Below are 23,737 nucleotides of genomic sequence, written 5' to 3' on the forward strand. Positions count from 1 at the left end.
GTACTTTATACAGTTGCAGGCGAATGTTGTTCCAAATCAAAGATGAGAGAAATTGCATTTTCTAATTCTTCGGGATCTACATTGAACTTTCCTGCTGTTTTTTCATAGCTCCAACTTTCTCCATACATCTCGTGGCCGAATCCCCTGTAGGCTGCTGCCCATAACGATCCGTTGTCCGGATCGAAGTCAAATGGAAATAGTAGAAACTGATGACGGCGTATCATTTCCTTCAACTGTTCAAGCAAAACAGGATTTTCATGTTCAAGCTCTTCATTCAGCTTTGAAACAACCGCTTGGTAAATCGGCATGTCCATTACATCCGAAAGCTCGGCAGGAACGAATTCACCGTCATAATCGAACTTTGTCACTTGCACCGGCGTTTGTATCCGATGCTCCATTAACACATTTAGTGCCACCGTCTTCAAAAAAGGATGCGCCTGGCTATCGTTCAAGAGTTCGATCAATGAATCCTTATATGGCTGAATATTTTTATCCACCAATGCACTGATGCGGACCAATTGCTCACGAAAGTCTCCCTTGCCAAGGATGGAGGGCTCTGAATCCTTCGGAGGTTTATTGGATTCCTGTTTATTATTCATGGCCCTTTTGCTGAACTTTAACAGCGTCTGATAGTGCTCCCGCTTTTCCAATGGGACATGCTGCTCCTCAAAAAGGGTTTCAAGTGTATGGACCACGCGATCATGCATATTTAATTGCATCAGTATCATTAAATAGAGATCGTTGATTTCAAAATAATCACCGATGCCTTTATGGAGCATGTCCTCCGTCATGTCTTTCGCCTTTTGATAGTCAGCACTTTCATAATAGGCCACCGCGAGAGCCATTTCAATTTCCTCATCCTCACGGTCGATTTCCCTGGCTTGTTCGAACAGCTTCGCCGCTTCTTCAAATTGACGTTCCTTTAAACACTCCATTCCGAATTGAAAGAGCCGTGTTTTTAATCCCGGAAATAAAATCACATTGTCCTTTTTCATATATAACCCTTCCTGTTGCAGAACAAGATCACTTTTAATGTAGATTAGTGTAGCATGCAGGACTTCGAAAAACAAACATGAGGGAAAAAGCGCTCTTTATAAGAAGGAATATTTCAAATTTTTATAGAATATATGTATATAATGCATAGGACAAAATAGCACAATATTTTTATTATCTTACCTATACCCTTTTGTCCAGCGTTTAATCCTCCAGACACCATGTTGATTCATTTGGCAAAGCACACTTGTAATATACAAGGGAAAGGAGTGGTACTAACTGGGTGGTGCACTGAAAGGTGTCAAGGTGTTGGATTTGTCAAGAGTACTTGCAGGACCCTATTGTTCAATGATTTTAGGTGACCTGGGAGCAGAAGTGGTAAAGGTGGAAACCCCTGACGGAGGAGATGACACAAGAACATGGGGACCGCCTTTTCAAAAGGGAGTAAGCGCCTATTACTTATGTGCGAACCGGAACAAGAAAAGTATTACAGTGAATTTGAAATCCCCTGAAGGAAAAGACATCATCAAGAAACTGGTTAAAGAAAGCGACGTCATCATCCACAACTTTAAAACCGGGACGATGGAACGGCTCGGGTTATGTTATGAAACGCTGAAAGACATACATCCCGGCATTATTTTCTGTTCAATCACAGGGTTTGGGGAAACAGGCCCTTATAAAAATTTACCAGGCTATGATTTTATCATTCAGGCCATGAGCGGATTTATGAGCATAACCGGCGATAAAGATACGGGTCCACAAAAGACCGGGCTGGCCATTACAGATGTCCTGACCGGCTTATATGCCTGCATCGGCATTCAAGCGGCTTTATTTGAAAGGCAGCAGTCGGGGATTGGTCAAAAATTGGACATTGCCCTTTATGACAGTGCAGTCAGCGCGCTGATCAACGTCGCAAGCAACTTTTTAATGTCCGGACAAACCCCAGAGCCTCTAGGGAATAGCCATCCGAACATCGTTCCCTATCAAACCTTTCAGACGAAGGATAGCGAAATTGTAATTGCTGTCGGAAACGACCGGCAATTCACGGCTTTATGCAAGCTAATGGGAATGGCGGAACTAGCGGAAGATACTAGGTTTTCTACTAATCCAAAAAGAGTGGAAAACAGAGAGGTGCTGGTACCCATTTTACAAAAGCGGCTGATGGAAGCCAGCTCCGATGAATGGATCGGTGCTTTCCGTGAAAATAACATTCCATGCGGTCCGATACAGACGATTAACAAGCTGGAAAACGACCCGCAGCTTCAAGCAAGGGATATCTTCCATTCCATCGACCACCCTACAGCAGGGAAGGTCAGAATGATTGGAAGTCCGTTGAAACTTTCTCGCACACCGGCTGCTGTCCGTTATTATCCTCCGGATGCTGGAGAACACACAAATGAAGTTTTGATGGAACTAGGTTACGATGAAGATTTAATCGGATTTTTAAAGAAAAATAATATCATTTAATAAGGGGTGCTGTAATTGAACTTTGATTTTAGCGATGAACAGATGATGTTACGAAAAACTGTACGGAACTTTGTAGATAAAGAAATCATGCCCCATATCGCTGAGTGGGATGAAAAAGGCGAGTTTCATTCCGAGATCATTACGGACTTGGCAAGACTAGGTCTGATGGGCGTTTGCATTCCGGAGGAATATGGCGGAGCCGGAATGGATTACAATTCACTCGCGATTGTGTGCGAAGAGCTGGAACGAGGTGACACAGCTTTTCGTACAGCCGTGTCTGTACATACCGGATTAAATAGCATGACACTCTTGCAGTGGGGTACAGAAGAGCAGAAACAGAAATACCTTGCCCCTCAGGCGAAAGGTGAAAAAATTGGTGCTTTTGGATTGACGGAGCCGAATGCGGGATCGGATGTTGCCGCGATGCAATCCACCGCTGTCAGGGAAGGCGACCATTATATTTTGAATGGGCAGAAAACATGGATTTCCCTCTGTGACGTAGCAGATCACTTCCTCGTATTCGCTTATACGGATAAAAGTAAAAAGCACCATGGGATTTCCGCTTTCATCGTAGAAAGAACAATGGATGGTTTTTCCTCCAAGGCAATCAAAGGAAAATTAGGAATCCGCGCCGGTAATACGGGAGAAATTTTCTTTGAAAATATGAAAGTTCCAAAAGAGAACCTGCTCGGGGAAGAAGGAGAAGGTTTTAAAATTGCCATGTCTGCCTTGGACAGCGGCCGCTTCACAGTTGCAGCGGGAGCCTGCGGCCAAATCATGGCCTGCCTGGAGGCAAGTGTCAAATACTGCCATGAGCGGGAAACCTTCGGAAAAAAAATCGGCGAGCATCAGCTCGTCAAGCAAATGATTGCAAACATGGAAGCGGGACTGCAAATGAGCCGCCTGCTCGTATACCGTGCCGGTGAATTGAAGAACAAAGGAGTGCGGAACACGCGGGAAACATCCCTTGCCAAGTGGCAAGCATGCGACTTTGCCAATAAAGCGGCAGATGACGCCGTTCAAATTCACGGTGCGTATGGATACTCGAACGAATATCCGGTGGAACGGTATTTGAGGAATTCTAAAGCTCCTGTAATATATGAAGGAACACGCGAAATCCATACGGTTATGCAGGCAGATTATGTACTAGGCTACCGTCAAGATAAGCAGCTTAACAGGATGCTGCCGGCGTGGCCGTTCGAAGAATAAAAAACATGAAAACGCCTTCCAGATAGTGTTTTCTGGAAGGCCTTCTTATTCCCTCAGCTATTCGCAATTCAGCCTTAAATAAGCACTCCCCTAACGCCTCTTCTCAACTATCTGGACTCCCCTTTTGGCCATCTCTTCTATATAAATCTCCCCAGGTACAATTTGCTCCGGTGGATATACACCCTTCTTAGTTATTATTCCATCACCAATCATCTGCGCCACAACAGAAATCGTGTTGGCCGTCGCCCTTGCCATCGCTGTAACTTGATGGGAGCGATCCTTATAAGTGACCATTTCGTATTCATACGTCCTATTCTCCTTGGCAGCATTCCCCTCTACTATGACTCTGAGCAGGACGACATCATCTTTATCTTTAAGATCAACAATCGGCTGTAAAACTTTTAATAAAACATCACGCGGTTTTATCTGCTGCCCCCCCACTTCTACGCAATAATCACTGCGCGTCAGGTTCAGGTCGACAAGCAGTTTGAACTTTTCACAATGTCCGGGATACCTGATTGTTTTATACTCCAAGGTTTCAAGATTCGGATATGACTGCGAAAGAGTTGAAGTCCCTCCTGATGTATGAAATGCCTCCAAGGGGCTGAATTTTTCAAAGTGCACTCTTTCCACTTCAGTTAATGACGGGATTTCCTGAATCTTTCCATCACGAATCACTAAGGATGGATCTGTGTAGTGATCGAACACGCCTTCCATGGAAAAAACATGATTATATTCCAGGGGAGGTCCAGGACGCAGGGGGATTCCCCCTACATATAGTTTAATAGAGTTCACTTTGCTTAGTTTGCCGGCACCATATCCAGATAAAATATTGATCATGCCCGGAGCTACCCCAAGGTCCGGGATTAATGTGATGCCGGAAGACACTGCCTCCTCGTGCAGGGCGAGAACCTTATCCGTCATATGCCCAATATGCCCTCCCAAGTCGACAGAATTTGTCCCCGCCTGAATAGCAGCTTTTGCTACCTGCTCATTAAAAGAATAAAACAAAGCGTTAATCGCAACATCATAATCGCGAAGGAATTGAACAAGCGCCTGGAAATTTCCAGCATCCAGTTGATACGCTTTTACTTTTGGCGAACCTATTGTCTCGCAAACAGCCTTCGCCTGATCAAAGTTTATATCTGCCACAGCAACGTCTGTAACATTCTTCGAACCCACGAGATCGCGCGCCGCTTCCTTCCCCATCAACCCGGCACCCAATACAGCTATTTTCATTCGAATCACTCCCTTTCCATTAATTATTTTATGCTTAATAGCATAGTAGAATTATTGAGTTCAAATCACGGAAATGATTTGCCGCCAAATTGTAAAGTGCTGCACCTTTTCCAGTTTCTTCTTGAATAAACAATTTCCGATGATAAAATAGACCTTGCTAATAGGTTACTATTAAGGTTCAATGGAGGTATTTTAATCATATGTACAGCATCTTAGGAATCACTTTCATCTTATTTTTAATAGCTACATTCACCAACACTAAAGTTAAGCCGAAAGTCACTGCATCTGTCTTTGCGGTCAGCCTGATGGCTTTAGCCGGCTGCTCCGACATAGACAGTGGTTCTCTAAATCAGGAGCAGAAAAAAGATAAGGAAGAAGCAGTCGATACAGAAGTACATAAGGAAGAAGTTGAAGAATCGCCTTCCTCGACAAAAAAAGAAACTGTAAAAGAAAAGTCCACTGACACTGCCGGTGCAACGGACCAGATTCCTGTAACGCTTGTTAAAACGATAGACGGCGACACAATCAAGGTTATATATAATGGTAAGGAGCAGAATGTCCGATACCTTTTGATAGATACCCCTGAAACAAACCATCCACGCTTAGGCAAGCAGCCTTTTGGGGAAGAAGCAAAAGAGAGAAACAGACAATTACTCAACAGTGGAGATTTAACGTTGGAGTTCGATATCGGGGAACGGGTGGATAAATACGGCCGCCTGCTAGCATATGTGTATGTCGACGGAAAAAGTGTGCAAGAGACGTTGTTGGAAGAAGGTTTGGCACGGGTTGCCTATGTTTACCCTCCAAACACAAGACACTTATCCCCTTATGAGAAAGCACAGGAACGAGCCAAAGCGAAAGCAATCGGCATATGGTCCATCGAAAACTATGCTACAGATTCAGGCTTTAAGGAATCATCATCCGGATCAACGAGTAATTCTGGAGGTTCCCAGCAGCCTTCGACAAACAGTCAGCCTGCAAATGCTCCAGCTTCTGAGCCAGCAAGCGGCACGGAATACTTTCAAAACTGTACAGAACTAAGAAAGGTTTACCCAAATGGAGTCCCTGAAGGACATCCGGCCTATCAGCCAAAAATGGACAGGGATAAAGATGGATATGCGTGCGAAAGATGAGGAATAGCCCAACACAGGGCTATTCCTCTTTTACATCTTTGGCCAACTACATAAAAAAAAGCCATCATATAAAATGATGACTTGTCTAATACTTCACGAATATATTAAGTAACTTGTTATTTTTTAAATACTAATAAATTGCCGCGGTTATATTCTTTAAACCTAAACGACGTTAGCCCTACCTCTCAAACATCCTTACGGCTCCGAAGCCGATCCAGTGTGAATAAGTCCTTAATGTAAGAACGCCAAATAATTTATTTCATCTATGTTATTTCAAGTTCATTCGATAAGCATTCAGTACATCTTAACACAATAATAAAATAAAAGAAAGCCGGCACAAAAAAACTGAGGGGGAGATTCCCTCAGTTTTTTAGCACTTCAATGAAACTTTCAAGCTTATTTAAGCTTTGTATATTCTGGTTACATTCATGACTGTCATCACAAATATAATTTCCACGGTTCGTATATGTTTCTTTTCCGCTTTTTACATTTGCCATAAACATGCCGACTTCTCCATGACGGTTGCATAAAGAACAAATCCCTTTAGCTTTATGCCTGAACGTCCCTTGAATCCCCATTAATTTCTCTTTGTAATCGAAGATAAGGAATTTTTTATCTGAGCGGATATCATACCAGCCCAAATAAGAAACTTCTGTAAAATCAATCTCCTTTAAAAACTGCAGCTTCAACTTCCCTGCTTTAGGGAATAATTTGCCCACTGTTTTTTCAGTAACTGGCTTAAACGGAATAATGTATGGCTTTAGGCCTGTAAGAAAATGCTTTGCATGAATGCCGTCTTCAATTTCAGTAACCTTATTAAAAATTTGATGATACTCATGCAACTCGGGAAAAAGAGCGATGATTTTATCCAGTGCCCCATATTTAACTGCCTTCAAAACCGCCGGATCTTTAACTGCAGAATGGGCATTCACCAAATTTTCTACTTGAAATCTTATAAAATTATACTGGTAACATCTGATAAATGGCTGTACTTCAATATGGCTTGTCATATTAATAAACTCCTTTTTTGTAAAAATTGTATAGGAGACAAAGCCATTTATAAAAATTAGGCGATGATTCGATATGTCTACCTCATGCAAAGTATCGCCTGTTTTATAAGAGGCTTTGCATGAGACGCCGCTAATTCTGGCGGAGTTATTTTCGCCATCTTATATCACCTCCAAGAGAACACTCATATTGTACATGAAAATAGGGTTGTCGCGTAAACAAAAAACCTCAAATTCTATAAAAAAGCAAATACCCTCGCTAATTCGTGAAAATTTTAAATATACATTCATCTGAAAAGATAGTAAAATATTAGCTAATTGAAGTTGTTTTATAGCAGGATCTATATGTCAAAAGGAGTGAAATTTTATGAAGAAAATATTGGCAACTATTTTAGGCGTAGGACTCATTTTTGGATTTAGTTCAATCGATTCAGCAGAAGCAAAAACAAAAGTGAAAACCTATAAAAATTGTACAGCTTTGAATAAGGATTACAAAGGAGGCGTGGCTAAATCTTCAAAAACTAAAAATAAAGGCGGCAAAACAAAGTACAAGCCATACGTTTCTGCCTCTCTATATAAAGCAAATAAGAAAATGGACAGAGATAAAGACGGAATTGCGTGTGAAAAATAGGCCCTGCGGGGATATACTAATAATTTCGGTAAACGAAATCCATCGTTTTTTCCAAAGCCCCTTTTGTTAAAATCCGGATTCCAAGATATCCATAGAACACAAGAAAAAACGCCAAATCCTATGTGTTGAAAGGATTTGGCGTTTCATTTCAGTAGGTCCCAGGAGCGGTTCGAACGCCCGACCCACAGCTTAGAAGGCTGTTGCCGCTTCCCGGAACCATATGAAACAATTAGGACAAACATTGATTTAATCACGTTCCTTGAACAGACTATAGGACCGGTCCCGACCATTCCCAACCCCAAATGATGAATTAAAACCCCATTTCAACCCCATATTAAAACCCCAGTCTTTTGAGAGGAGTTTTATTTTTTATAGGCAATCGGAAAATAGTTTGAATTGTTTTTTGAAATACTCTTCTTCAACAATCGCGCCCGATTGTTGAAGATTGTTATTGAACTAAAGCACCCGTTGGTTTAAGTACAATCCATAACAAACTCTAATTCTGCACTAACTTTAGTGATAAAAAAGCTGCCTAAATCACAGCTCCATTTTTAACTAGCCTGTGGTCTATTTACACTTACCCTTGACTCACAATAATAATTAACATGCTTAATAAAAATGAGAATATGTTAGATATGAATGCAGATGAAATGCCGTATAGGAATGGGGGATTGTATGATCCAAATATCAGGGGTCCTGTTTCAACAGAATGAAAATTGGCAGCTTGGGAGTATTGAGAAAACAATTATTAAACAGATGCAGAATGCTCCCGTTTTTTATTCTTATTATTCCGAGCATGAATTATTGTTTGAACTTAAAGTGCGAAAGAACATTATTCAAAGTGCGAAAGAAATGAACAAAAGTCAAGCAGAGTTTACAACCTTTGTATATGCCCGCTGCAACCCCAGGTACTGGCAATTAACTAGGGCAGGCGGCTTCCTTTTAAGACCCGATGTGCGGCCTGCTGATGCGGTTCTGGATATTTATCGGAACAGTTCACTCTATGCATTTGAATGTGCAACAGCTATTCCAATCATCTATTATCATGCCATATTGAATAGTATTGGTAGCAATTCATTTAATTCACTGTTTCTGAATCTATACCTTTACAGTTGGCATACAGATACAGATGTAGGTATCATTACCTTTTATTCTAATTATTTTCTACCTGGAGATGTCCTGTACGTTAATAATCCTGACTTTGATCGAAAAACACCACAGTTCAGAGGTATTAATGCTGTTCTCCTTAATGATGGTAGATTGTTTGGACATGGTTTTAATATAAGGACATCACAAGAAATGATTCAAATACTTAATAAAAAAAGAAAACCGGACAGTCATCAATCAGCTTATATAACAAAATTGGTGACAAGACCTTCTTTTAAGGATTTATTCAGAGTGGCAAGCTGGTCTAGAAACGGTAGTGCAAACAAAATGCAGCGTCCGATTGTGCACCATAGCAAAAACTCCATTTCATATGCTCACTATCTTTATTATTCATTGTAATACCTGGTCATTTCACAACCCCTGACATTTACCCATTTTTTTATAGACGGGCTCAAAACCCACCTCCGAGAGTAATATATAGAGAAATTCCTTACATGAAGGGAAGTGTGATAATGTATCCAAACCTTAACGCACCACCGACTCTTGGTGTTAATGTTCCTCCAAATGTTGCACCAATGCCTACTTATACGGCTCCTGTTTATGATTATGGACATCCAACTCCTGTTTATAGTTATGGCTGTCCTATTTACCAGAATAATTTTGTTCTTATTGTAGTATTGTTTATTTTACTTATCATTGTAGGTGCAAGTTGTTATGGCTTTAGCAAATGGTAACTTCAATGCTTAGAAGTAAAAAAGAGTTTATTTTTATATTTAATATAATAAACAATCTAAGGGCTAGGGGAACTCTCCTCAAGCCTTGATCTTTATTTTTAAAAAACCAAGTAGTATTTGTGCTTAAAATTCGATTACTCTAGAACAACTCAACACAACTATAAACTTCTTATTGAGCAAACCTGCTCGTTACTTTAAGTACATTCCTTCGCAATCTCTACTTATTCATATGAATATCTAAATCAACTACCAAGTGTTATTCAAGAATAAGGTCCATTTGTTGAATAAGATATTCAACAAGCCACACGACAATCCGATTATCCATTTTTATATTCAACTTCGACAATTGATTCATAGTCAATTTTTTGTACGTGATAATTCCGGCGATGGTATCAACCAGGGACATGACAACCGGAAGTAGCTGCATGAATTCATCGATGAAAACAGGAAAAGAAGGTATCATTATTAAAGCAGTATCTTCTACCATTTTTCTGTTTAGTTACATGCAATTCCATCTTTATTTCGGTCCAAACGGTGATCTCCAAAGCCAGCTTTCATTGATTGTTTCATAAATTCGGTTGCTTCAGTGGAGTTGCTAAAGTCCGAACAATCCTGGTCTTCTTTAAAATTATAAACTGGAGTAGAAATGCCATTGGCTTTTTCAGCTTCGTTAGATTCTTTCACAACTTTTCTTTTGTCATACTCTTCCTTATCTTTTTCCTGTGCCTTCTTCATATCCTCCTCGAACTCTTTTTCCCACTTTTCAGCCTGAATTGCCCTTTGTTTTTCTTCTAACTCTGTCTTCTCAAGTTCAGCAAAATGCCGTTCATAAACACATGGACCAATAGACCATACTAAAAATAATAATAAAATAATTAACAAAAGGACTCCTTTGGCAATCGATTTTGCTTTTTTCTTTCTATAAAAGCACCATAGGACAATGAGGAGGATTCCAAGAAATAAAAAGAGTTTCCAAAATGAACCTACAATACATTCTATTGCAAGCATCAATAAGTAAAGAAATACTAGTATAAGCAACAATTTTACTACTTTTATAAAATCATGGTCTTTCATTCTGTTCCTCCGAATAATTTCTAGTCGATTTGTACTAATCAATTTTAGTTATAAATGCCTGATAAGTAAATTAAAATTTTGGTAGAGATAACATAAGTGAAACACTTAATCTAGCACATCCTTCACATACTTTTTTTAAGAAGGTATTATTTTCACACCACCTTAACAAAACAAAAAAGCACATATCTATTTATCAGATACATGCTTTCTAGGAAGGTTTTTCATCCCAGCCGCTGCCAACTAACTCCTGCCAGGTTGTATTCTGTTTTATGCATTCATCATATAGACCGATGACGCCGCAGTACATTTCATCAATGTTAGGCATGCCTACACCGTAGGCAAAAGGTATATTATTGAATTTCTCGTGATACTCTATATATTTTCTGCCTTCCTGAGTTGTCTTCAAAATCTTGATATCAACTTCATCCAATCCTACCCTAATTGAAGAGGATCAGGAAGCCGCAGTACACTTTGATGAACTCTTTTTTAAAAGCCTGCGAATTAAGCCCAAAAATCAATCCAACCCCATATGTTATAATTCGACATGTTTATTATTTTTAAATCGAATAAGAAAAAACGCCAAATCCTTTTTGTTGAAAGGATTTGGCGTTTTATTCAGTAGCGTCCCAGGAGCGATTCGAACGCCCGACCCACAGCTTAGAAGGCTGTTGCTCTATCCAGCTGAGCTACTGGGACATATTGATTATTTTTGAAGACATTTTTTATTATATGGCTGGCGCTCGATAAAGTCAATAGTTTTTTAATAAATTTTTATTAGTTCTTTACCTTTTCGCCAGCCAACACTTTTTTATTACCGGTTTGGCGTCGTTCCCTCAACAAAAGTGTGAGCGGAACAGCAATAATTAACGGTATGAGGGAAATTAGAAATACATCTCCCGCAGCTGCAGCGGAAGCAGCTTTCGTATCAATTCCACTCGCCAAATGAATATTCGACCGATAAGCCAACAGACCGGAAAATAATGCGATGGACAAGGAAGCGATGCACTGCCGTGTCCAGTTATTCAACGCCGATGCGTATCCCGCAACATCAAGAGGTACAGCTGACATCCCTACATTGATGATTGGCATGTTGCAGAGAGCAATTCCCAAGTATCTGATGGATGTCCATACGATCACATAAAAAGCTGTTGTCTTAATGGTTAATTCACCCATCATGAACGTCCCAATGGCCATGACAATCAATCCTGCCATGATTAACGGCAATGGCCCCGTCCTTGTATAAAGCCTTCCAGTAATTGGTGTAAAAAACGCCATCACAAAGGCCCCCGGCATCATAATAAGGCCTGTTTGCAGTGCCCCCAGACCCAAGGAGGTCTGCAAAAAGATTGGAACAAGAAAAGCCCCTGCATATAATGCAATCGACAAAACCGCATTTAAAATAATCCCGTAGGCAAACCTGCGGTGTTTAAAGACAGAAAAATTTAATAGCGGAAATTCTATCTTTAATTCTCTTTTTACAAATAAAAAGAGTAATAATGCCCCTGCACCAATCAAAGAAAGTGTTTTGACATTGGACCAGCCCCATGTTCCAGCTTCTGCAAAGGCAGTCAACAATAGGATGCTTCCCCCAAAGGAAAATACCAGTCCCCAGAAATCAAACGGTGTTTTTCCTCCTTTATCAGTATCCGGAAGGAATTTGACTGCGGCTGCAATCGCCCCTGCTGTCACTGGAAGGTTAAAATAAAACACCGCTCTCCAGTCAAACAGATCAATAAGGAATCCGGCCAAAACAGGACCGACCGCAGGCGCCAACGCCGCAGACAGACTCCACAGGCTAATTCCATACGCCTGTCTGCTCTTATCAATTGTTTGATATATAAGAGTCATGGTTGCTGGCATCATGATGCCGCTGAAAACCCCTTGAATCATTCGTGCTATGATCAACATTTCTATTGAATTGGATAAAATACAAATAACCGAAAAAATAAAAAAACCTGATAATGCGGCAATATACACCCGTTTATAGCCAAAACGCGTACCAAACCAGCCCGCTGAAGGAGCAGCAGCACCAGCTGCCAACATAAACCCGGTAACCGTCCATTGAGCAGTCGGAAGGTGGGTTGAAAATTCGCCCATGATTGCAGGCACTGCAATATTGACTGTCGATGTATTCATGACCGCTAGAAAGTTTCCAAAAAAAACGGCAGATATGATTGACCAAAATGCTTTTTCACTGCCCCTTGCTTTAATTGCCACTATTTCACCTGATTTCAGTTACAAGCTAATTGCATTTTATCATTATATGACGGAGAGGTGTATCATTTCGCATTTTTCTCACTATATAGTTTGGAATAAATTTTTTCGTCAAGTATAAGCTTGGTGCAATGTATAATGGACAACAACAAAACCTCGGTTCATTGGTTGCAGTGGAAGGTGGCGACTCCTGCGGGAGTAGCGTGGGCCTTGAGACCCCGCAGGACGCGAAGCGACCGAGGAGGCTCTTGGAAAAGCGGAAACGCCTTGCTCAGCCCCGACAAGCACAAGACGAGCGCTGACGAAGGCGTTCTTTGCCTTCAGAAGCGATTGGCTTGTGACCTCGAGGGGCTAGGCGTTGCAGCTAGACAAGCCCCACCCGCGGAAAGCGTCCGCCTGGAACGGAAATCAGCGGTGGCTTCTAAGTGTGCACAACCTTTAGTTCAATTTATATAGTTATACTAGGACAATTTTTCAATATAAGGTTCCAGATTCTTCATGGCTGCCGCACGATGGCTCAATTCATTTTTCCTTTCGGCGCTCATCTCAGCCATTGTTTTTCCTTCGGACGGCACGGAAAAGATGGGATCATACCCGAAGCCGCCGGCTCCGCGGCGCTCGTTCAAAATTAAACCTTCACATGTTCCGTTGACAGTTACAGTTTCAATATCCGGACCGGCAATTGCGAGGGCGCAGTAAAAGCGTGCTGTCCTGTCTTCTTCGCTCACGCCGGCCAGTTCACTCAGTACCTTGTCAATGTTTGCTTCATCACTTTTCTCTTCCCCGGCATACCTGGCCGAAAATACACCTGGCCTTCCATCAAGCGCATCGATGACCAAGCCGGAATCATCGGCCACAACATATGAATCTGAAATTTTGGCAATCGCTTCTGCTTTTATGACGGCATTTTCTTCAAAAGTTTTCCCTGTTTCCTCGATGTCAGGGATTTCCGGTACATCAACAAGTGTTTTCACTATGATACCGTATTTTGAAAACAACCGCTCAAATTCCTTCGCTTTGCCTTTATTTTTTGTAGCAATTATGACGGTTTTCATTACTGATCTTCACTTCCATCGATTTTCCTGGACGTTGAACCGATTTTTTCCGCAACTTGTCCGAGGGCTTCCTTCTGGATGGCGGATAATTCCTTCATCCCTTTTGCGGCAGCGGCAAGCATTTCCTGCAGCTGACTCGCTGTAAACGTGGACTCTTCACCCGTCCCCTGCAACTCGACAAACTCTCCCGAACCTGTCATAACGATATTCATATCAACCAATGCCGAACTATCCTCTATGTAATTAAGATCCAAAATAACGCCGGCTTCTTCAATGATTCCAACACTTGTTGCTGCTAGGAAGTCGGTTACCGGAAAAGATGGCAACTCTTTTTCCTCCACCAACTTGGCAACTGCCAACGTCAAGGCAACAAATGCCCCAGTGATAGAAGCTGTTCTCGTTCCACCATCAGCCTGGATAACATCGCAATCAACCCAAATTGTCCTTTCACCAATCGCTTCAAGATCCACAACTGCACGAAGCGATCGTCCTATAAGCCGCTGGATTTCCATCGTTCTTCCTGAAACTTTACCTCTGGAAGACTCTCTTATATTCCGGTTTTGTGTTGCCCTTGGCAGCATGGAATATTCCGCCGAAATCCACCCTTTTCCTTCACCCCTTAAAAAAGGTGGCACTCTTTCTTCAATGCTCGCAGTGCAGATCACTTTCGTGTCTCCTACTGTGATCAAAACTGACCCTTCCGGATGTTTTAAATAGTCTGTTTCAATATGTATGTTCCTTAGTTCATCTGAGTTTCTCCCATCAACGCGCAATAATATATCCTCCTTAAAGTTCGTGTTAAAAAGTTGCCAAATTTAGAAGGTCGACTAAAGGCGCCACGTCCTGTGGCAACGTCGACACTAGCACGTCGTGTGCTTCGCGGGCGCAGATTCGAGCAGCACAATGTATGCTTTTAGACAATGAGCAGTGCAGAAACAAGCCGACAGTTCACCGCTTATCATTTCGTGACTTTTCAATATCCTATAAAAAAACAATAGAGCCGGCATGACCTCTATGCCGGCCTCTTTCAAGCTCATCTATAGTATAACAAATATTGGTTAATTAATTACTTTCTGCATTAACTTTTTCCGGGCGCATGACAGGCTCAGTCAATGGTTCGCCCTTTTCATTTGCCAATTCCGCTTTGCCGTCAACCAAAACCGAGACGCTTTCAATGCCTTCCTGTTCAGTCAATGATAGTACGAGAGATTGTAAGGCAACGTCTGTGATGATTTTCTTCTCCTCACTCCCCATGATGGATTCATTGAAGTTTAAGGTTACAACTCCTTCTTCTATTTTTGGCTCATCAATCAATTTTACATCACTGGTCAGTGCGCTTGCCAGTCCCATCAGCATTCCTGGTCCGTCTGCCAATTCCTTGATTACGGCCGCAACATCGTCCTGCTCATTATTGGAAATACGGCGTGTCACCGGCACATAATAGATTTCATCATCCGCTTGTGATAAGTAATAAACAGTCATTGGCCTTGTATTCGTAATATCTACAGCCTCTGAGTCGTCGATATTGATACCATCCTGCCTTGAGAGTCCTTCTTCACTGATTGGCGTCCCATTTACCGGCATTTCATTTAATCGATGACCATTCATTCGTAATTCCACAGTTTTAACGGATTCAAATTGAGTTAATGTCCAAGTGACTGCCTGCAATATTTTCTTCTCATCTTTTGCATCATAGCTTGCAAATTCTTCAGAGAAATCAACGATCGCTTTGCCGTCTTGAATATCGACATCAACCGTTGTATCAGCCGGCAGCACGGTTCTGAAGCCATTAGGTAAGATTTCCGCGACAGGTCCATCTGCAACAAGATACTCCAAAGCCTGTTTTGCTGCGCTTTCTGATGCTGGAAGGGGCAGTGTCTGGGATACGACCATACCATTACGATCAATCAGGTAAAGATCTCGCATGACAGTGCCTGCCTTTTCCTCCCCAGCCGTTTCCTTGTCAGAAGCAGTTTCTTCAGGCGCAGTCTCCAACCCTTCTCCTTCTTTTAAGTATGTTACATCCTGAGGCGGATCCAGCTTCTCCTTCCCTTTACCGAAAAGACCGCAGCCCGATATAAACGCACTTGCTGCCAGAATCACAGCAACCGCGGCTATTTTCGCCCGTTTGCACATTTGTACCCCTCCTAGAACAGTTTGTACTTCATGTATACGAGCTATTTGTTTCATTTAGACCGCTTGGACTTATCTTTTTATTAGAAAAAGGACGAGAGTCTATTCGGCGAAGGACAGAATAATCCGCTATACACAAAAGCGCAAGCGCCTGTTTATCGACGTACAGACTGAGCCAAAACGCGGAAACGCCTTGATCAGCCCAGAAAAGCACAAGACGATTCCCGAGGAGGCAGTTCTTCAGCCACCACAAGGAATTGGCTTGTGACCTCGAGAGGCTAGGCGTTGTAACTAGACAAGAGTGCCTCCAACGAGATAAAGGATAAGGAAGTGCGAGAGTGCCTGCTTATCGGCGACAAGCATAAGACAAGCACTGGCGAAGGCGTTCTTTGCCTTCAGAAGTGATTGGCTTATGACCTCGAGCCGATGGCACTCGCAGCCGGACAACACGGCGACGAAGGCCGCCTCAGACAACCACATCCTGTGGCTTCGGCAGGCTCAGAACGCGACATCCTGTCGCTTCGCTTACACTAGCACTTCCTGTGCGTCGGTGGCACTAGGACGTCCTGTCCGTCGGAGCCAAGCTGCTTACGTCCAAGCATCATGAGTTTGCTCCTACGAAAAAGCTTCGTGCGCTTTGCGACGAGCTGAACAAAGCTTCTTCGAATCAACTATGGCGCAGTAGCTCTAGAGGCGCAAAGTCTGCTAGTCGATAGGCGCTAGAGCTGGAGGTAGCACAAACAGATAGTATGTTATCAACAAACTTAAGCGTTTATAATTTCCGAAATACAAAAAAGCAGATGGTCAAACAACTTGTTTACCATCTGCCTTTTAGATTAGGAACTTTTAGACAGCTTCCTAAAGTTAATATGATTTATTTTTGCTTTTTTCTCCACGGATGCTTTTAATTCAACTTAGCTGAGTCAAATATTTTCCAAGCTTTGCAGTATGAATCTCAAGCTCCGGATCCTTTAACCAATCTGACGCTATCTTTTTAAAGATTTCTCTCGATCCTGTTGTATAAAAACGGTGGTTTGCCGGTTCTTGGTCTGTGTTTCTAATATTATTATAGTGTAGGATGGTGCTTACTTCCCTGGCAGTCTCATCACCGGAACTGATAACTTTTACTCTGGGACCCATCTCCTCTTCAATCAGAGGGCCAAGTAAAGGGTAATGGGTGCAGCCTAGAATAAGCGTGTCAATGTCGCTTCCCTTTAGCGGCTTCAATGTTTCTTTAACCACTTTTTTAGCAATTTCGCTGTTATATTGAAAACTTTCCACAATAGGCACAAATTTTGGACAGACAAGTTGCGTAACTTCAACATCATGATTGATTAATGTCAGCTCACGGACATAAGCTTCGCTCTTGACCGTGCCAACCGTCCCAAGCACTCCCACCCGGCTATTTTCAGTCGCCTTTAACGCCGCGCGGGCACCTGGTGAAATCACTCCGATGACCGGTATATGCAACCGCGATCGAATTTCTTCCAATACAGCTGCAGTTGCGGTATTGCAAGCAATCACAAGCATTTTAATGTCAAATTTCATTAAAAAGGAAGTCATTTGCCAAGTATATTCCTTTACTTCCTCTTCAGGCCGCGGACCATAAGGGCAACGTGCAGTGTCACCGACATAATATATCGCTTCATTTGGAAGCTGGCGCATGATCTCTTTCGCCACTGTCAGCCCGCCGATACCTGAATCTATAACTCCTATAGCCTCATTCAATACAAACGCCTCATTCTTTTTTCATTTCTCGATGTAATTTTGCTAAGCTGTCTTTTAAAATCATGACTTCTTGTTCGGAAAAATCATTAAGCACAGCATGTAAATATTCCTGTCTTTTCTTAATGACCTCATTGATGATGATTTCGCCCTTATTTAATAAGTGTATGCGAACAACACGCCGGTCTTTCGGGTCTTTAACCCGTTCAACGAGTTCTTTTTTTTCCATCCTGTCAATCAAATCTGTCGTTGTACTGCAAGCTAAAAACATCTTATTGGATAATTCACCAATCGTCATATCGCCGTCTTCAAAAAGATATTGAAGCCCGATGAATTGCGGTGGTGTTATCGCATAATCCACCAGCAGTTCCCTGCCTTTTTGCTTTACGATTGCAGATATGTATCTTAAATCTTTTTCAAGTTCAGCGACGACATTTTCATTATGCTGGAAGCCTGATTCATCGTTCATTATCCAGTGCAACTCCCTGTACCCTTTTATATGCATTGTCGCCCTTTTTCGTCAAAAAAACAAGAGGGAATTGATGAATTCCCTCTTATGTTCATATGATTATAACAACTTTAATGACTCTTTAATAAACGCTGGAATATCATCAGGCTGCCGGCTTGTCACAAGCTGGTCGGAACAGACGACTACTTCCTGATCCTTATAATCAGCTCCGGCATATTCCATATCAACTTTGATAGACTTATAGCCAGTGGCTTGCCTTCCTTCAAGTGCTTTTGCCGTAATTAGGAGCTGAGGTCCATGGCAGATGGAAAAAACAGGTTTTTTCTGGTCCATGAATGATTTTGTAAAATTGACAAAGCGCTCATCTGCTCGAAGTTGATCTGGTGAGAACCCTCCTGGAAGAAACAACGCATCATAATCTTCCGGTTTTACGTCATCAATGCTTTTATTAATCGTAACGGTCGTTTCTCCCCTTTTTCCTTTGACCGTTTTTCCCGCATCTTTTTCAATGGTCTCAACAGTATGTCCAGCTTCCTCAAATGCTTTGGCCGGCTCCGTGTATTCTACATCTTCGAACAGATCAGTTATTAATGTGGCAATTTTTTTACCCAATTCAAACACTCCTTCCTTTACTACTTGTCTGTTTTCCCTAATTCTTTTTAAAAAAACGTGAAATTCCAAGCCGTATGTATGAAACAAAGGCTTATGCTAACACACCTTTTCATTTCATGTTAATATGGAGAGAAATGTTAATTAGGGAATCATTCGAAGCCCTATCAACGAGAGATTCAATTGTAGACTGGAGTGGACTTGGTTTGGATACGAAAAAATCATTACCAATACTTTTTGCTGTCATGTTTTTTGTCATGGTCGGATTTGGAATCATCATCCCTGTCATGCCGTTCTATGCTGAGGAAATGGGAGCATCACCTGCAGAACTTGGCCTGTTGATGGCCGTCTATTCCCTCATGCAATTACTTTTCGCGCCGATGTGGGGAAGGGTTTCAGACCGAATCGGCCGAAAGCCTGTCATGATGATTGGAATTTTCGGTTTGGCCATTTCCTTTTTCATGATGGCTCTTTCATCCGCATTGTGGATGCTCTTTGCAGCAAGAGTCATTGGCGGATTCCTTTCATCAGCCAACATGCCTACGGTCATGGCCTATGTTGCTGACGTCACTTCCGAGGAAGACCGCGGCAAAGGAATGGGTATCATCGGGGCGTCAATCGGCCTGGGCTTTATTCTGGGTCCTGCCATAGGGGGAGTCTTTTCAAAAACAAGTTTAAGCATGCCGTTTTTTATAGCCGGTTTCTCTTCCCTGCTTACATTCATCTTCGTTTTACTGCTTTTGAAAGAATCGTTACCTCCTGAAAAAAGAGGAGAGCACTTGGTGAAAAAGATGCCGCTGCACAAAGCTTTGCGTGGCCCAATCTCTATTTTATACATATTGCAGTTGTTCACCTCCTTATCTTTAGCTGGACTGGAAGCGACGTTCGCTTACTTTGCTGCTAAAAAAGCCGGATTGGGCACTGTTCAATTAGGATATCTTTTTATGATCATGGGCGTAGCAGGTGCAATTGTCCAAGGCGGATTGGTTGGGAGAATGACGAAAAAATACGGAGAAGGAGCAGTCATCCAAATTGGCATCGTAGTTTCTGCCATCGGCTTCGGTTTGATCTTGCTCGTCGACAGCTTCGCAACAGCTGCTGTCTACCTTACGATTTTCGGAATTGGCAATGGGGTCATACGTCCGAGTGTTTCCGCCTTATTAACGAAGACGTCCACGGCAGGACATGGAAGCACAACTGGCCTATTGTCATCTTTTGATTCGCTGGGAAGGATTATCGGGCCTCCCCTAGGTGGTTGGCTATTTTCAATCGCGATTGGGTTTCCTTATATATCAGGGTTGATCATTTCAGTCTTTACTTTTCTTATGTATCAGCTATATAAAACCAGAGCGACTAAAGTTCATTCTATTTCATCATGAAAGAACCCAGATTAATATCAAACATACAAGACTTTTTCTAAGCAAACTTGAGATTTTCAAGTTTGCTTTATTTTGCAATCACACTGGATAAAAAGACCTATTTTTACATTTTATGGTTTACTGACTAACTTGAAGGGTAAAGTAATGTTAAGCCTAACTATGCAGTCAACAATTTTTTCATAAAAATAACTTTCACTTCCATTTACTCTCACTTCAGAAAACAAGTCTACTTCACATGTCTTCCTCAAAAGCATGGGCAAATTGTTGCAAAGTTTCCTAATCCACGCTCCACTATGTAAAGCGGTAGATTTTGAGACATTCAACTATCCCGTCACCACGATTTTACACATACATTCGACTCTCTCTCCTTTCGTTGCTTCTTTAAATATATTTTCTATCCAAGTAAAGACCAAGAGTACGCTCATCACGAATAATCATCTTTGAGGGTTGGGACCTCGTGCCAATGGCACCTAAAGAAAATAATCTACTCCCAATCCTTATTTATATTTTGCGTAAGCCTCTTTTTCCTAACCTGTTTCCCATAAGGTTTCATTGAAGCCTTATTTATTATAAATAATCCGCCCTCGGCAGTTTTTACCAAATGGAATGTCTGAAATGTCGGCTTCAACAGATGCTCATTAATTCACATTAGGAGGAAGGGGGGAAAGCTATTGAAGAGGTTTAAAGAATGGGCAAATCGTAATAGCTGGTGGTTGCCATGGGTCGGAGTTGCTGCTTCCATTTCTGGTTTAATATTTCCTGATGCATTTATAAAAACAGGCCAAACTCTAACAGAACTTTTACGGACTTTGCTACAGTATTGGGTTCATGTGCTCATTGTTGTTTGGGTCGTTTGGGTTTTTTATCTTCATTTTGAAATCCAAAGGCTAAAAAAAAGAAAAAACACTCGTAAAAAGCAGACAAAAAATAAAGTTTGCTAAATAAAAGCTTATTTGACCGATCGATATAGTTTCTTAAATGGTATTGCACTCAATTCCGCAGGCCAAAAGAACTTAACTTCACGGAGATGATGAGTCTATGAAAATTCACCTTGTTTTTCTTTTTTGTTTGAAATATAATGAAAATACAGAAATGGGAACATGTGTTCCCATTAGGTTATAAAAGAAAGGAGGATACTATGCATACCAACACTATCGGAATGGAACTCTTGTAGCCCGCTGAAGTGAAGAAAATAATATACAAACAGATGTCAGAAACAAATACGAAGCTTTCAAACTGGGTGCTTTTATCCAGGCATTTAACAGGCGCCACATAAGCCATTTTCCATCAGCGATAGTAAGCCAAGCCTACAGGAAGTACAGTCACACAAGAAAAATCAAAGAGAAAAATAATTTCAGGCGCTCTGGTGCACATTTAACAATCAAAACAAAATTGAAAAACAAAAAAATTATAAACAAACTCTTTTACTGTAAGACAGTTCCGAAGCAGATATAAATTAGGACGCTCAAGCACCAGAATCCCACTGACATTAGTCAGCTTGCCGCTTTTAGCCATGGGAGTGTCAAGGATCATCCCCTGTTTAAAAAAACCTTAAGAGGAGGAGAAGAAATGAACCAACTTGTCCATGGAATTCCGTTCCGTGTGGTCCAGCAATTAGACACAGTAAAAGAAGTCCCGAAAGGGATTGAACTGATTCAGGCTCCGAAAATTTGGCAAGATACGAAGGGAAAAGGTATAGTGATTGCAGTCTTGGATACAGGCTGTGATACAGACCATCCAGATTTAAAAGACCGGATTATCGGTGGAAGAAATTTTACGGATGATGATAGAGGCAACCCGGAAATTTTTCAAGATTATAATGGTCATGGAACACATGTAGCGGGAACGATTGCGGCCAGCGAAAACAACTTGGGAGTAGTCGGGGTGGCTCCAGAGGCAAGCTTGCTAATTGTGAAGGTCCTTAACAGGAGAGGCTCCGGCTTGCATGAATGGATCATCAAGGGGATTAACTTTGCGATTGAGCAGAAAGCAGATATCATTTCCATGTCACTGGGAGGGCCCGATGACAATTCTAAACTTCACGAAGCAATCAAACAAGCAGTTTGCAATAATATACTGGTTGTTTGTGCTTCCGGTAATGATGGGGACGGGAGTGATTTAACTGATGAATTCGCTTATCCAGGACGGTATAACGAGGTCATTTGCGTCGGAGCAGTTAATCATGAGCGGCTTTCATCAGATTTTACAAGTTCCCATGACGAGGTTGATTTAGTAGCACCGGGTGAGGAGATATTATCAACATATTTAAATGGGCAATATGCCACCTTAAGTGGTACATCCATGGCTACGCCGCATGTTTCAGGGGCGCTTGCCCTTATAAAAGTTTTAGCGAATAAGAGCTTTGGAAGACAGCTTTCCGAAGCAGAGCTCTATGCCCAGTTAATCAAGAGAACTGTTCCACTCGGTTTTTCTCCAAAACTTGAAGGAAATGGTATTGTTTATTTAACCGTTCCAGAGCATATCGCCAAGATATTTGACCAAGAATTTGCAGCTACGATCTTAAATGCTTGTATCGGAGATTCTCCTTTGAAGGTATAATTTTCATATTAAAAATCAACAGGGAAGCCGCGGCTTCCCTGTTGATTCCTGAACTCCTATATCATTATTGCCCGCCCATCTCATCCAAATTGATTTCCTGAGCATTTTCAAGTGCTTCTTTTGGAATTTCAATGTTTTTCACTGCATTATAGTCGCTGTAAGTAGACTTCATATCCAAATGCATATTCATCTTCTGGCCTTCAATTTCAGTGTCGGTATCGGTCACCATGTTCAGAGCGTTCAAATAGAAAGTTTCTTTATCAATAAAGAGTTCATATTCAACCTTATTGAATTTCATTTCACTCATCATCGCTTCAGCCTGCATTTCCGGCGGCAATGTTTCCTTAACGTTATCTTTTAAAAACTGATCAAATTTTTCACCGGAAGCTTTTAAAGTAAGTATATAATTCTTGTCGTCTTGTTTAAAATCAAATTCGTCAACAAACTTATTTAACTGTTCCAATTGCCCTGAAGGATTTGATTGTCCTTCAGACATTTGCAAGATTTGGCCAGAAAATTCTTCCGGAAGCTTTATCCACATCTTTTGATTTGGCTCATACATGTAAAAGCCTTCTTTTGTCATATACGCATCAATTTCCTGCTTTTCACCAGCCATGTCCATAGTCATCTTTTGATGCAATGCCATTGGCTCCGTGATGAACTCCATATCGATATCCGAATTGATCTCTTGCTTTTCTCCAGCGGCATTGACCGTCTGCTTCATGTTTATTTGACTCTTGAAGCTTTTTAGGTCCTTATTCACTTCTTCCGTTTTCTTAAAAACTTCTTCAAGCGTCAGTTCCTTTTCTTTTTTTGTATCTGTTGCGGTTTCTTCCTTCTTGTCCTCTCCCGCATCCTTTTCCACAGGTTCAGCCGTCTGGCTGCATGCCGCCATCATTAGCATAAGCATTGCAGCAAAAAAGATTGATATAGTTCTCTTCATTAAAAATTCAACTCCCCTGAAATTTGTAAAGCGTCTAGATGCTTTATATTGTTTACG

23 protein-coding genes and 2 tRNA genes are annotated in these 23,737 nt (G+C 41.6%); 9 read left to right on the plus strand and 16 right to left on the minus strand.

The window, feature by feature from the left end:
- Positions 1–5 precede the first annotated feature (5 nt).
- On the minus strand, positions 6–995 hold the full coding sequence (locus tag D4T97_RS05540; RefSeq protein ID WP_126048551.1) for a tetratricopeptide repeat protein: 990 nt from the start codon (positions 993–995) through the stop codon (positions 6–8).
- A gap of 277 nt (positions 996–1,272) precedes the next feature.
- Here D4T97_RS05540 and D4T97_RS05545 point away from each other — a divergent pair, with 277 nt between their 5' ends.
- Both D4T97_RS05545 and D4T97_RS05550 read left to right on the plus strand, forming a co-directional pair.
- On the plus strand, positions 1,273–2,460 hold the full coding sequence (locus D4T97_RS05545; RefSeq protein ID WP_126048553.1) for a CaiB/BaiF CoA transferase family protein: 1,188 nt from the start codon (positions 1,273–1,275) through the stop codon (positions 2,458–2,460).
- Positions 2,461–2,475: 15 nt separating this feature from the next.
- The gene (locus D4T97_RS05550) at positions 2,476–3,669 is read left to right on the plus strand and encodes an acyl-CoA dehydrogenase family protein (protein ID WP_126048555.1); all 1,194 of its coding nucleotides are present in this window, start codon (positions 2,476–2,478) and stop codon (positions 3,667–3,669) included.
- Between the two features lie 90 nt (positions 3,670–3,759).
- Here D4T97_RS05550 and D4T97_RS05555 read toward each other — a convergent pair whose 3' ends face one another.
- On the minus strand, positions 3,760–4,908 hold the full coding sequence (locus D4T97_RS05555) for a saccharopine dehydrogenase family protein (RefSeq protein WP_126048557.1): 1,149 nt from the start codon (positions 4,906–4,908) through the stop codon (positions 3,760–3,762).
- 200 nt (positions 4,909–5,108) lie between these two features.
- Between D4T97_RS05555 and D4T97_RS05560 the strand changes: the two genes are divergently transcribed.
- Entirely contained in the window at positions 5,109–6,041 is a 933-nt protein-coding gene (locus D4T97_RS05560) for a thermonuclease family protein (protein ID WP_126048559.1), read from the plus strand.
- Positions 6,042–6,403: 362 nt separating this feature from the next.
- Here D4T97_RS05560 and D4T97_RS05565 read toward each other — a convergent pair whose 3' ends face one another.
- Complete coding sequence (locus D4T97_RS05565; RefSeq protein WP_126048561.1) at positions 6,404–7,051, minus strand: FusB/FusC family EF-G-binding protein; 648 nt, start codon at positions 7,049–7,051, stop codon at positions 6,404–6,406.
- A gap of 364 nt (positions 7,052–7,415) precedes the next feature.
- On the opposite strand from D4T97_RS05565, the gene D4T97_RS05570 reads away from it, so the two are divergent.
- Positions 7,416–7,679, plus strand: coding sequence for an excalibur calcium-binding domain-containing protein (locus D4T97_RS05570; protein ID WP_126048563.1), 264 nt, complete (start codon positions 7,416–7,418; stop codon positions 7,677–7,679).
- A 153-nt stretch (positions 7,680–7,832) separates the two neighbouring features.
- Here D4T97_RS05570 and D4T97_RS20440 read toward each other — a convergent pair.
- A tRNA-Arg gene (locus D4T97_RS20440) sits at positions 7,833–7,957 on the minus strand.
- Positions 7,958–8,354: 397 nt separating this feature from the next.
- Here D4T97_RS20440 and D4T97_RS05575 point away from each other — a divergent pair.
- Together D4T97_RS05575 and D4T97_RS20895 are read left to right on the plus strand one after the other, a co-directional pair.
- The gene (locus D4T97_RS05575) at positions 8,355–9,185 is read left to right on the plus strand and encodes a protein-glutamine gamma-glutamyltransferase (protein ID WP_126048565.1); all 831 of its coding nucleotides are present in this window, start codon (positions 8,355–8,357) and stop codon (positions 9,183–9,185) included.
- Between the two features lie 113 nt (positions 9,186–9,298).
- A complete protein-coding gene (locus D4T97_RS20895; protein WP_408021591.1) occupies positions 9,299–9,520 on the plus strand; it encodes a YjcZ family sporulation protein in 222 nt (73 codons plus the stop codon).
- 256 nt (positions 9,521–9,776) lie between these two features.
- Here D4T97_RS20895 and D4T97_RS05585 read toward each other — a convergent pair whose 3' ends face one another.
- The 11 genes from D4T97_RS05585 to D4T97_RS05635 form a co-directional block, all read right to left on the minus strand.
- Positions 9,777–9,983 carry a hypothetical protein gene (locus D4T97_RS05585; protein WP_164525480.1) on the minus strand — a complete coding sequence of 69 codons (207 nt, stop codon included), beginning with the start codon at positions 9,981–9,983 and terminating at the stop codon, positions 9,777–9,779.
- Positions 9,984–10,015: 32 nt separating this feature from the next.
- Positions 10,016–10,594, minus strand: coding sequence for an excalibur calcium-binding domain-containing protein (locus D4T97_RS20735; RefSeq protein WP_235872164.1), 579 nt, complete (start codon positions 10,592–10,594; stop codon positions 10,016–10,018).
- 208 nt (positions 10,595–10,802) lie between these two features.
- Entirely contained in the window at positions 10,803–11,024 is a 222-nt protein-coding gene (locus tag D4T97_RS05595) for a hypothetical protein (protein ID WP_164525481.1), read from the minus strand.
- Between the two features lie 192 nt (positions 11,025–11,216).
- Positions 11,217–11,290: transfer RNA gene (locus tag D4T97_RS05600), tRNA-Arg, on the minus strand.
- A 78-nt stretch (positions 11,291–11,368) separates the two neighbouring features.
- Complete coding sequence (locus tag D4T97_RS05605) at positions 11,369–12,811, minus strand: MDR family MFS transporter (RefSeq protein ID WP_126048570.1); 1,443 nt, start codon at positions 12,809–12,811, stop codon at positions 11,369–11,371.
- 458 nt (positions 12,812–13,269) lie between these two features.
- Positions 13,270–13,863 (minus strand): XTP/dITP diphosphatase, encoded by a 594-nt coding sequence (locus tag D4T97_RS05610; protein ID WP_126048573.1) that lies wholly within the window; start codon positions 13,861–13,863, stop codon positions 13,270–13,272.
- Positions 13,863–14,636, minus strand: coding sequence for a ribonuclease PH (gene rph, locus D4T97_RS05615; RefSeq protein WP_126048575.1), 774 nt, complete (start codon positions 14,634–14,636; stop codon positions 13,863–13,865). The genes D4T97_RS05610 and rph overlap by 1 nt, the downstream gene beginning before the upstream one ends.
- Before the next feature lie 289 nt (positions 14,637–14,925).
- On the minus strand, positions 14,926–15,999 hold the full coding sequence (locus D4T97_RS05620; protein ID WP_126048577.1) for a GerMN domain-containing protein: 1,074 nt from the start codon (positions 15,997–15,999) through the stop codon (positions 14,926–14,928).
- 906 nt (positions 16,000–16,905) lie between these two features.
- A complete protein-coding gene (racE, locus tag D4T97_RS05625) occupies positions 16,906–17,724 on the minus strand; it encodes a glutamate racemase (protein ID WP_126048579.1) in 819 nt (272 codons plus the stop codon).
- Positions 17,725–17,734: 10 nt separating this feature from the next.
- Positions 17,735–18,190 carry a MarR family winged helix-turn-helix transcriptional regulator gene (locus D4T97_RS05630; RefSeq protein WP_126048581.1) on the minus strand — a complete coding sequence of 152 codons (456 nt, stop codon included), beginning with the start codon at positions 18,188–18,190 and terminating at the stop codon, positions 17,735–17,737.
- Positions 18,191–18,289: 99 nt separating this feature from the next.
- Positions 18,290–18,802 (minus strand): type 1 glutamine amidotransferase domain-containing protein, encoded by a 513-nt coding sequence (locus D4T97_RS05635; RefSeq protein ID WP_126048583.1) that lies wholly within the window; start codon positions 18,800–18,802, stop codon positions 18,290–18,292.
- Positions 18,803–19,005: 203 nt separating this feature from the next.
- Here D4T97_RS05635 and D4T97_RS05640 point away from each other — a divergent pair, with 203 nt between their 5' ends.
- From D4T97_RS05640 to D4T97_RS05650, 3 genes are all read left to right on the plus strand, one after another.
- The gene (locus D4T97_RS05640; protein ID WP_126049165.1) at positions 19,006–20,178 is read left to right on the plus strand and encodes an MFS transporter; all 1,173 of its coding nucleotides are present in this window, start codon (positions 19,006–19,008) and stop codon (positions 20,176–20,178) included.
- 671 nt (positions 20,179–20,849) lie between these two features.
- Positions 20,850–21,119: a hypothetical protein gene (locus tag D4T97_RS05645; RefSeq protein WP_126048585.1), complete on the plus strand. Its 270-nt coding sequence runs from the start codon at positions 20,850–20,852 to the stop codon at positions 21,117–21,119.
- A gap of 628 nt (positions 21,120–21,747) precedes the next feature.
- Positions 21,748–22,737 carry a S8 family peptidase gene (locus D4T97_RS05650; RefSeq protein ID WP_126048587.1) on the plus strand — a complete coding sequence of 330 codons (990 nt, stop codon included), beginning with the start codon at positions 21,748–21,750 and terminating at the stop codon, positions 22,735–22,737.
- Positions 22,738–22,801: 64 nt separating this feature from the next.
- Here the strand turns inward: D4T97_RS05650 and D4T97_RS05655 are convergent, their stop codons facing one another.
- Positions 22,802–23,680, minus strand: coding sequence for a DUF6612 family protein (locus tag D4T97_RS05655; RefSeq protein ID WP_126048589.1), 879 nt, complete (start codon positions 23,678–23,680; stop codon positions 22,802–22,804).
- Positions 23,681–23,737: the final 57 nt, after the last annotated feature.

The sequence above is a fragment of the Siminovitchia acidinfaciens genome (genome assembly GCF_003605385.1).
Classification (GTDB): domain Bacteria; phylum Bacillota; class Bacilli; order Bacillales; family Bacillaceae_C; genus Siminovitchia; species Siminovitchia acidinfaciens.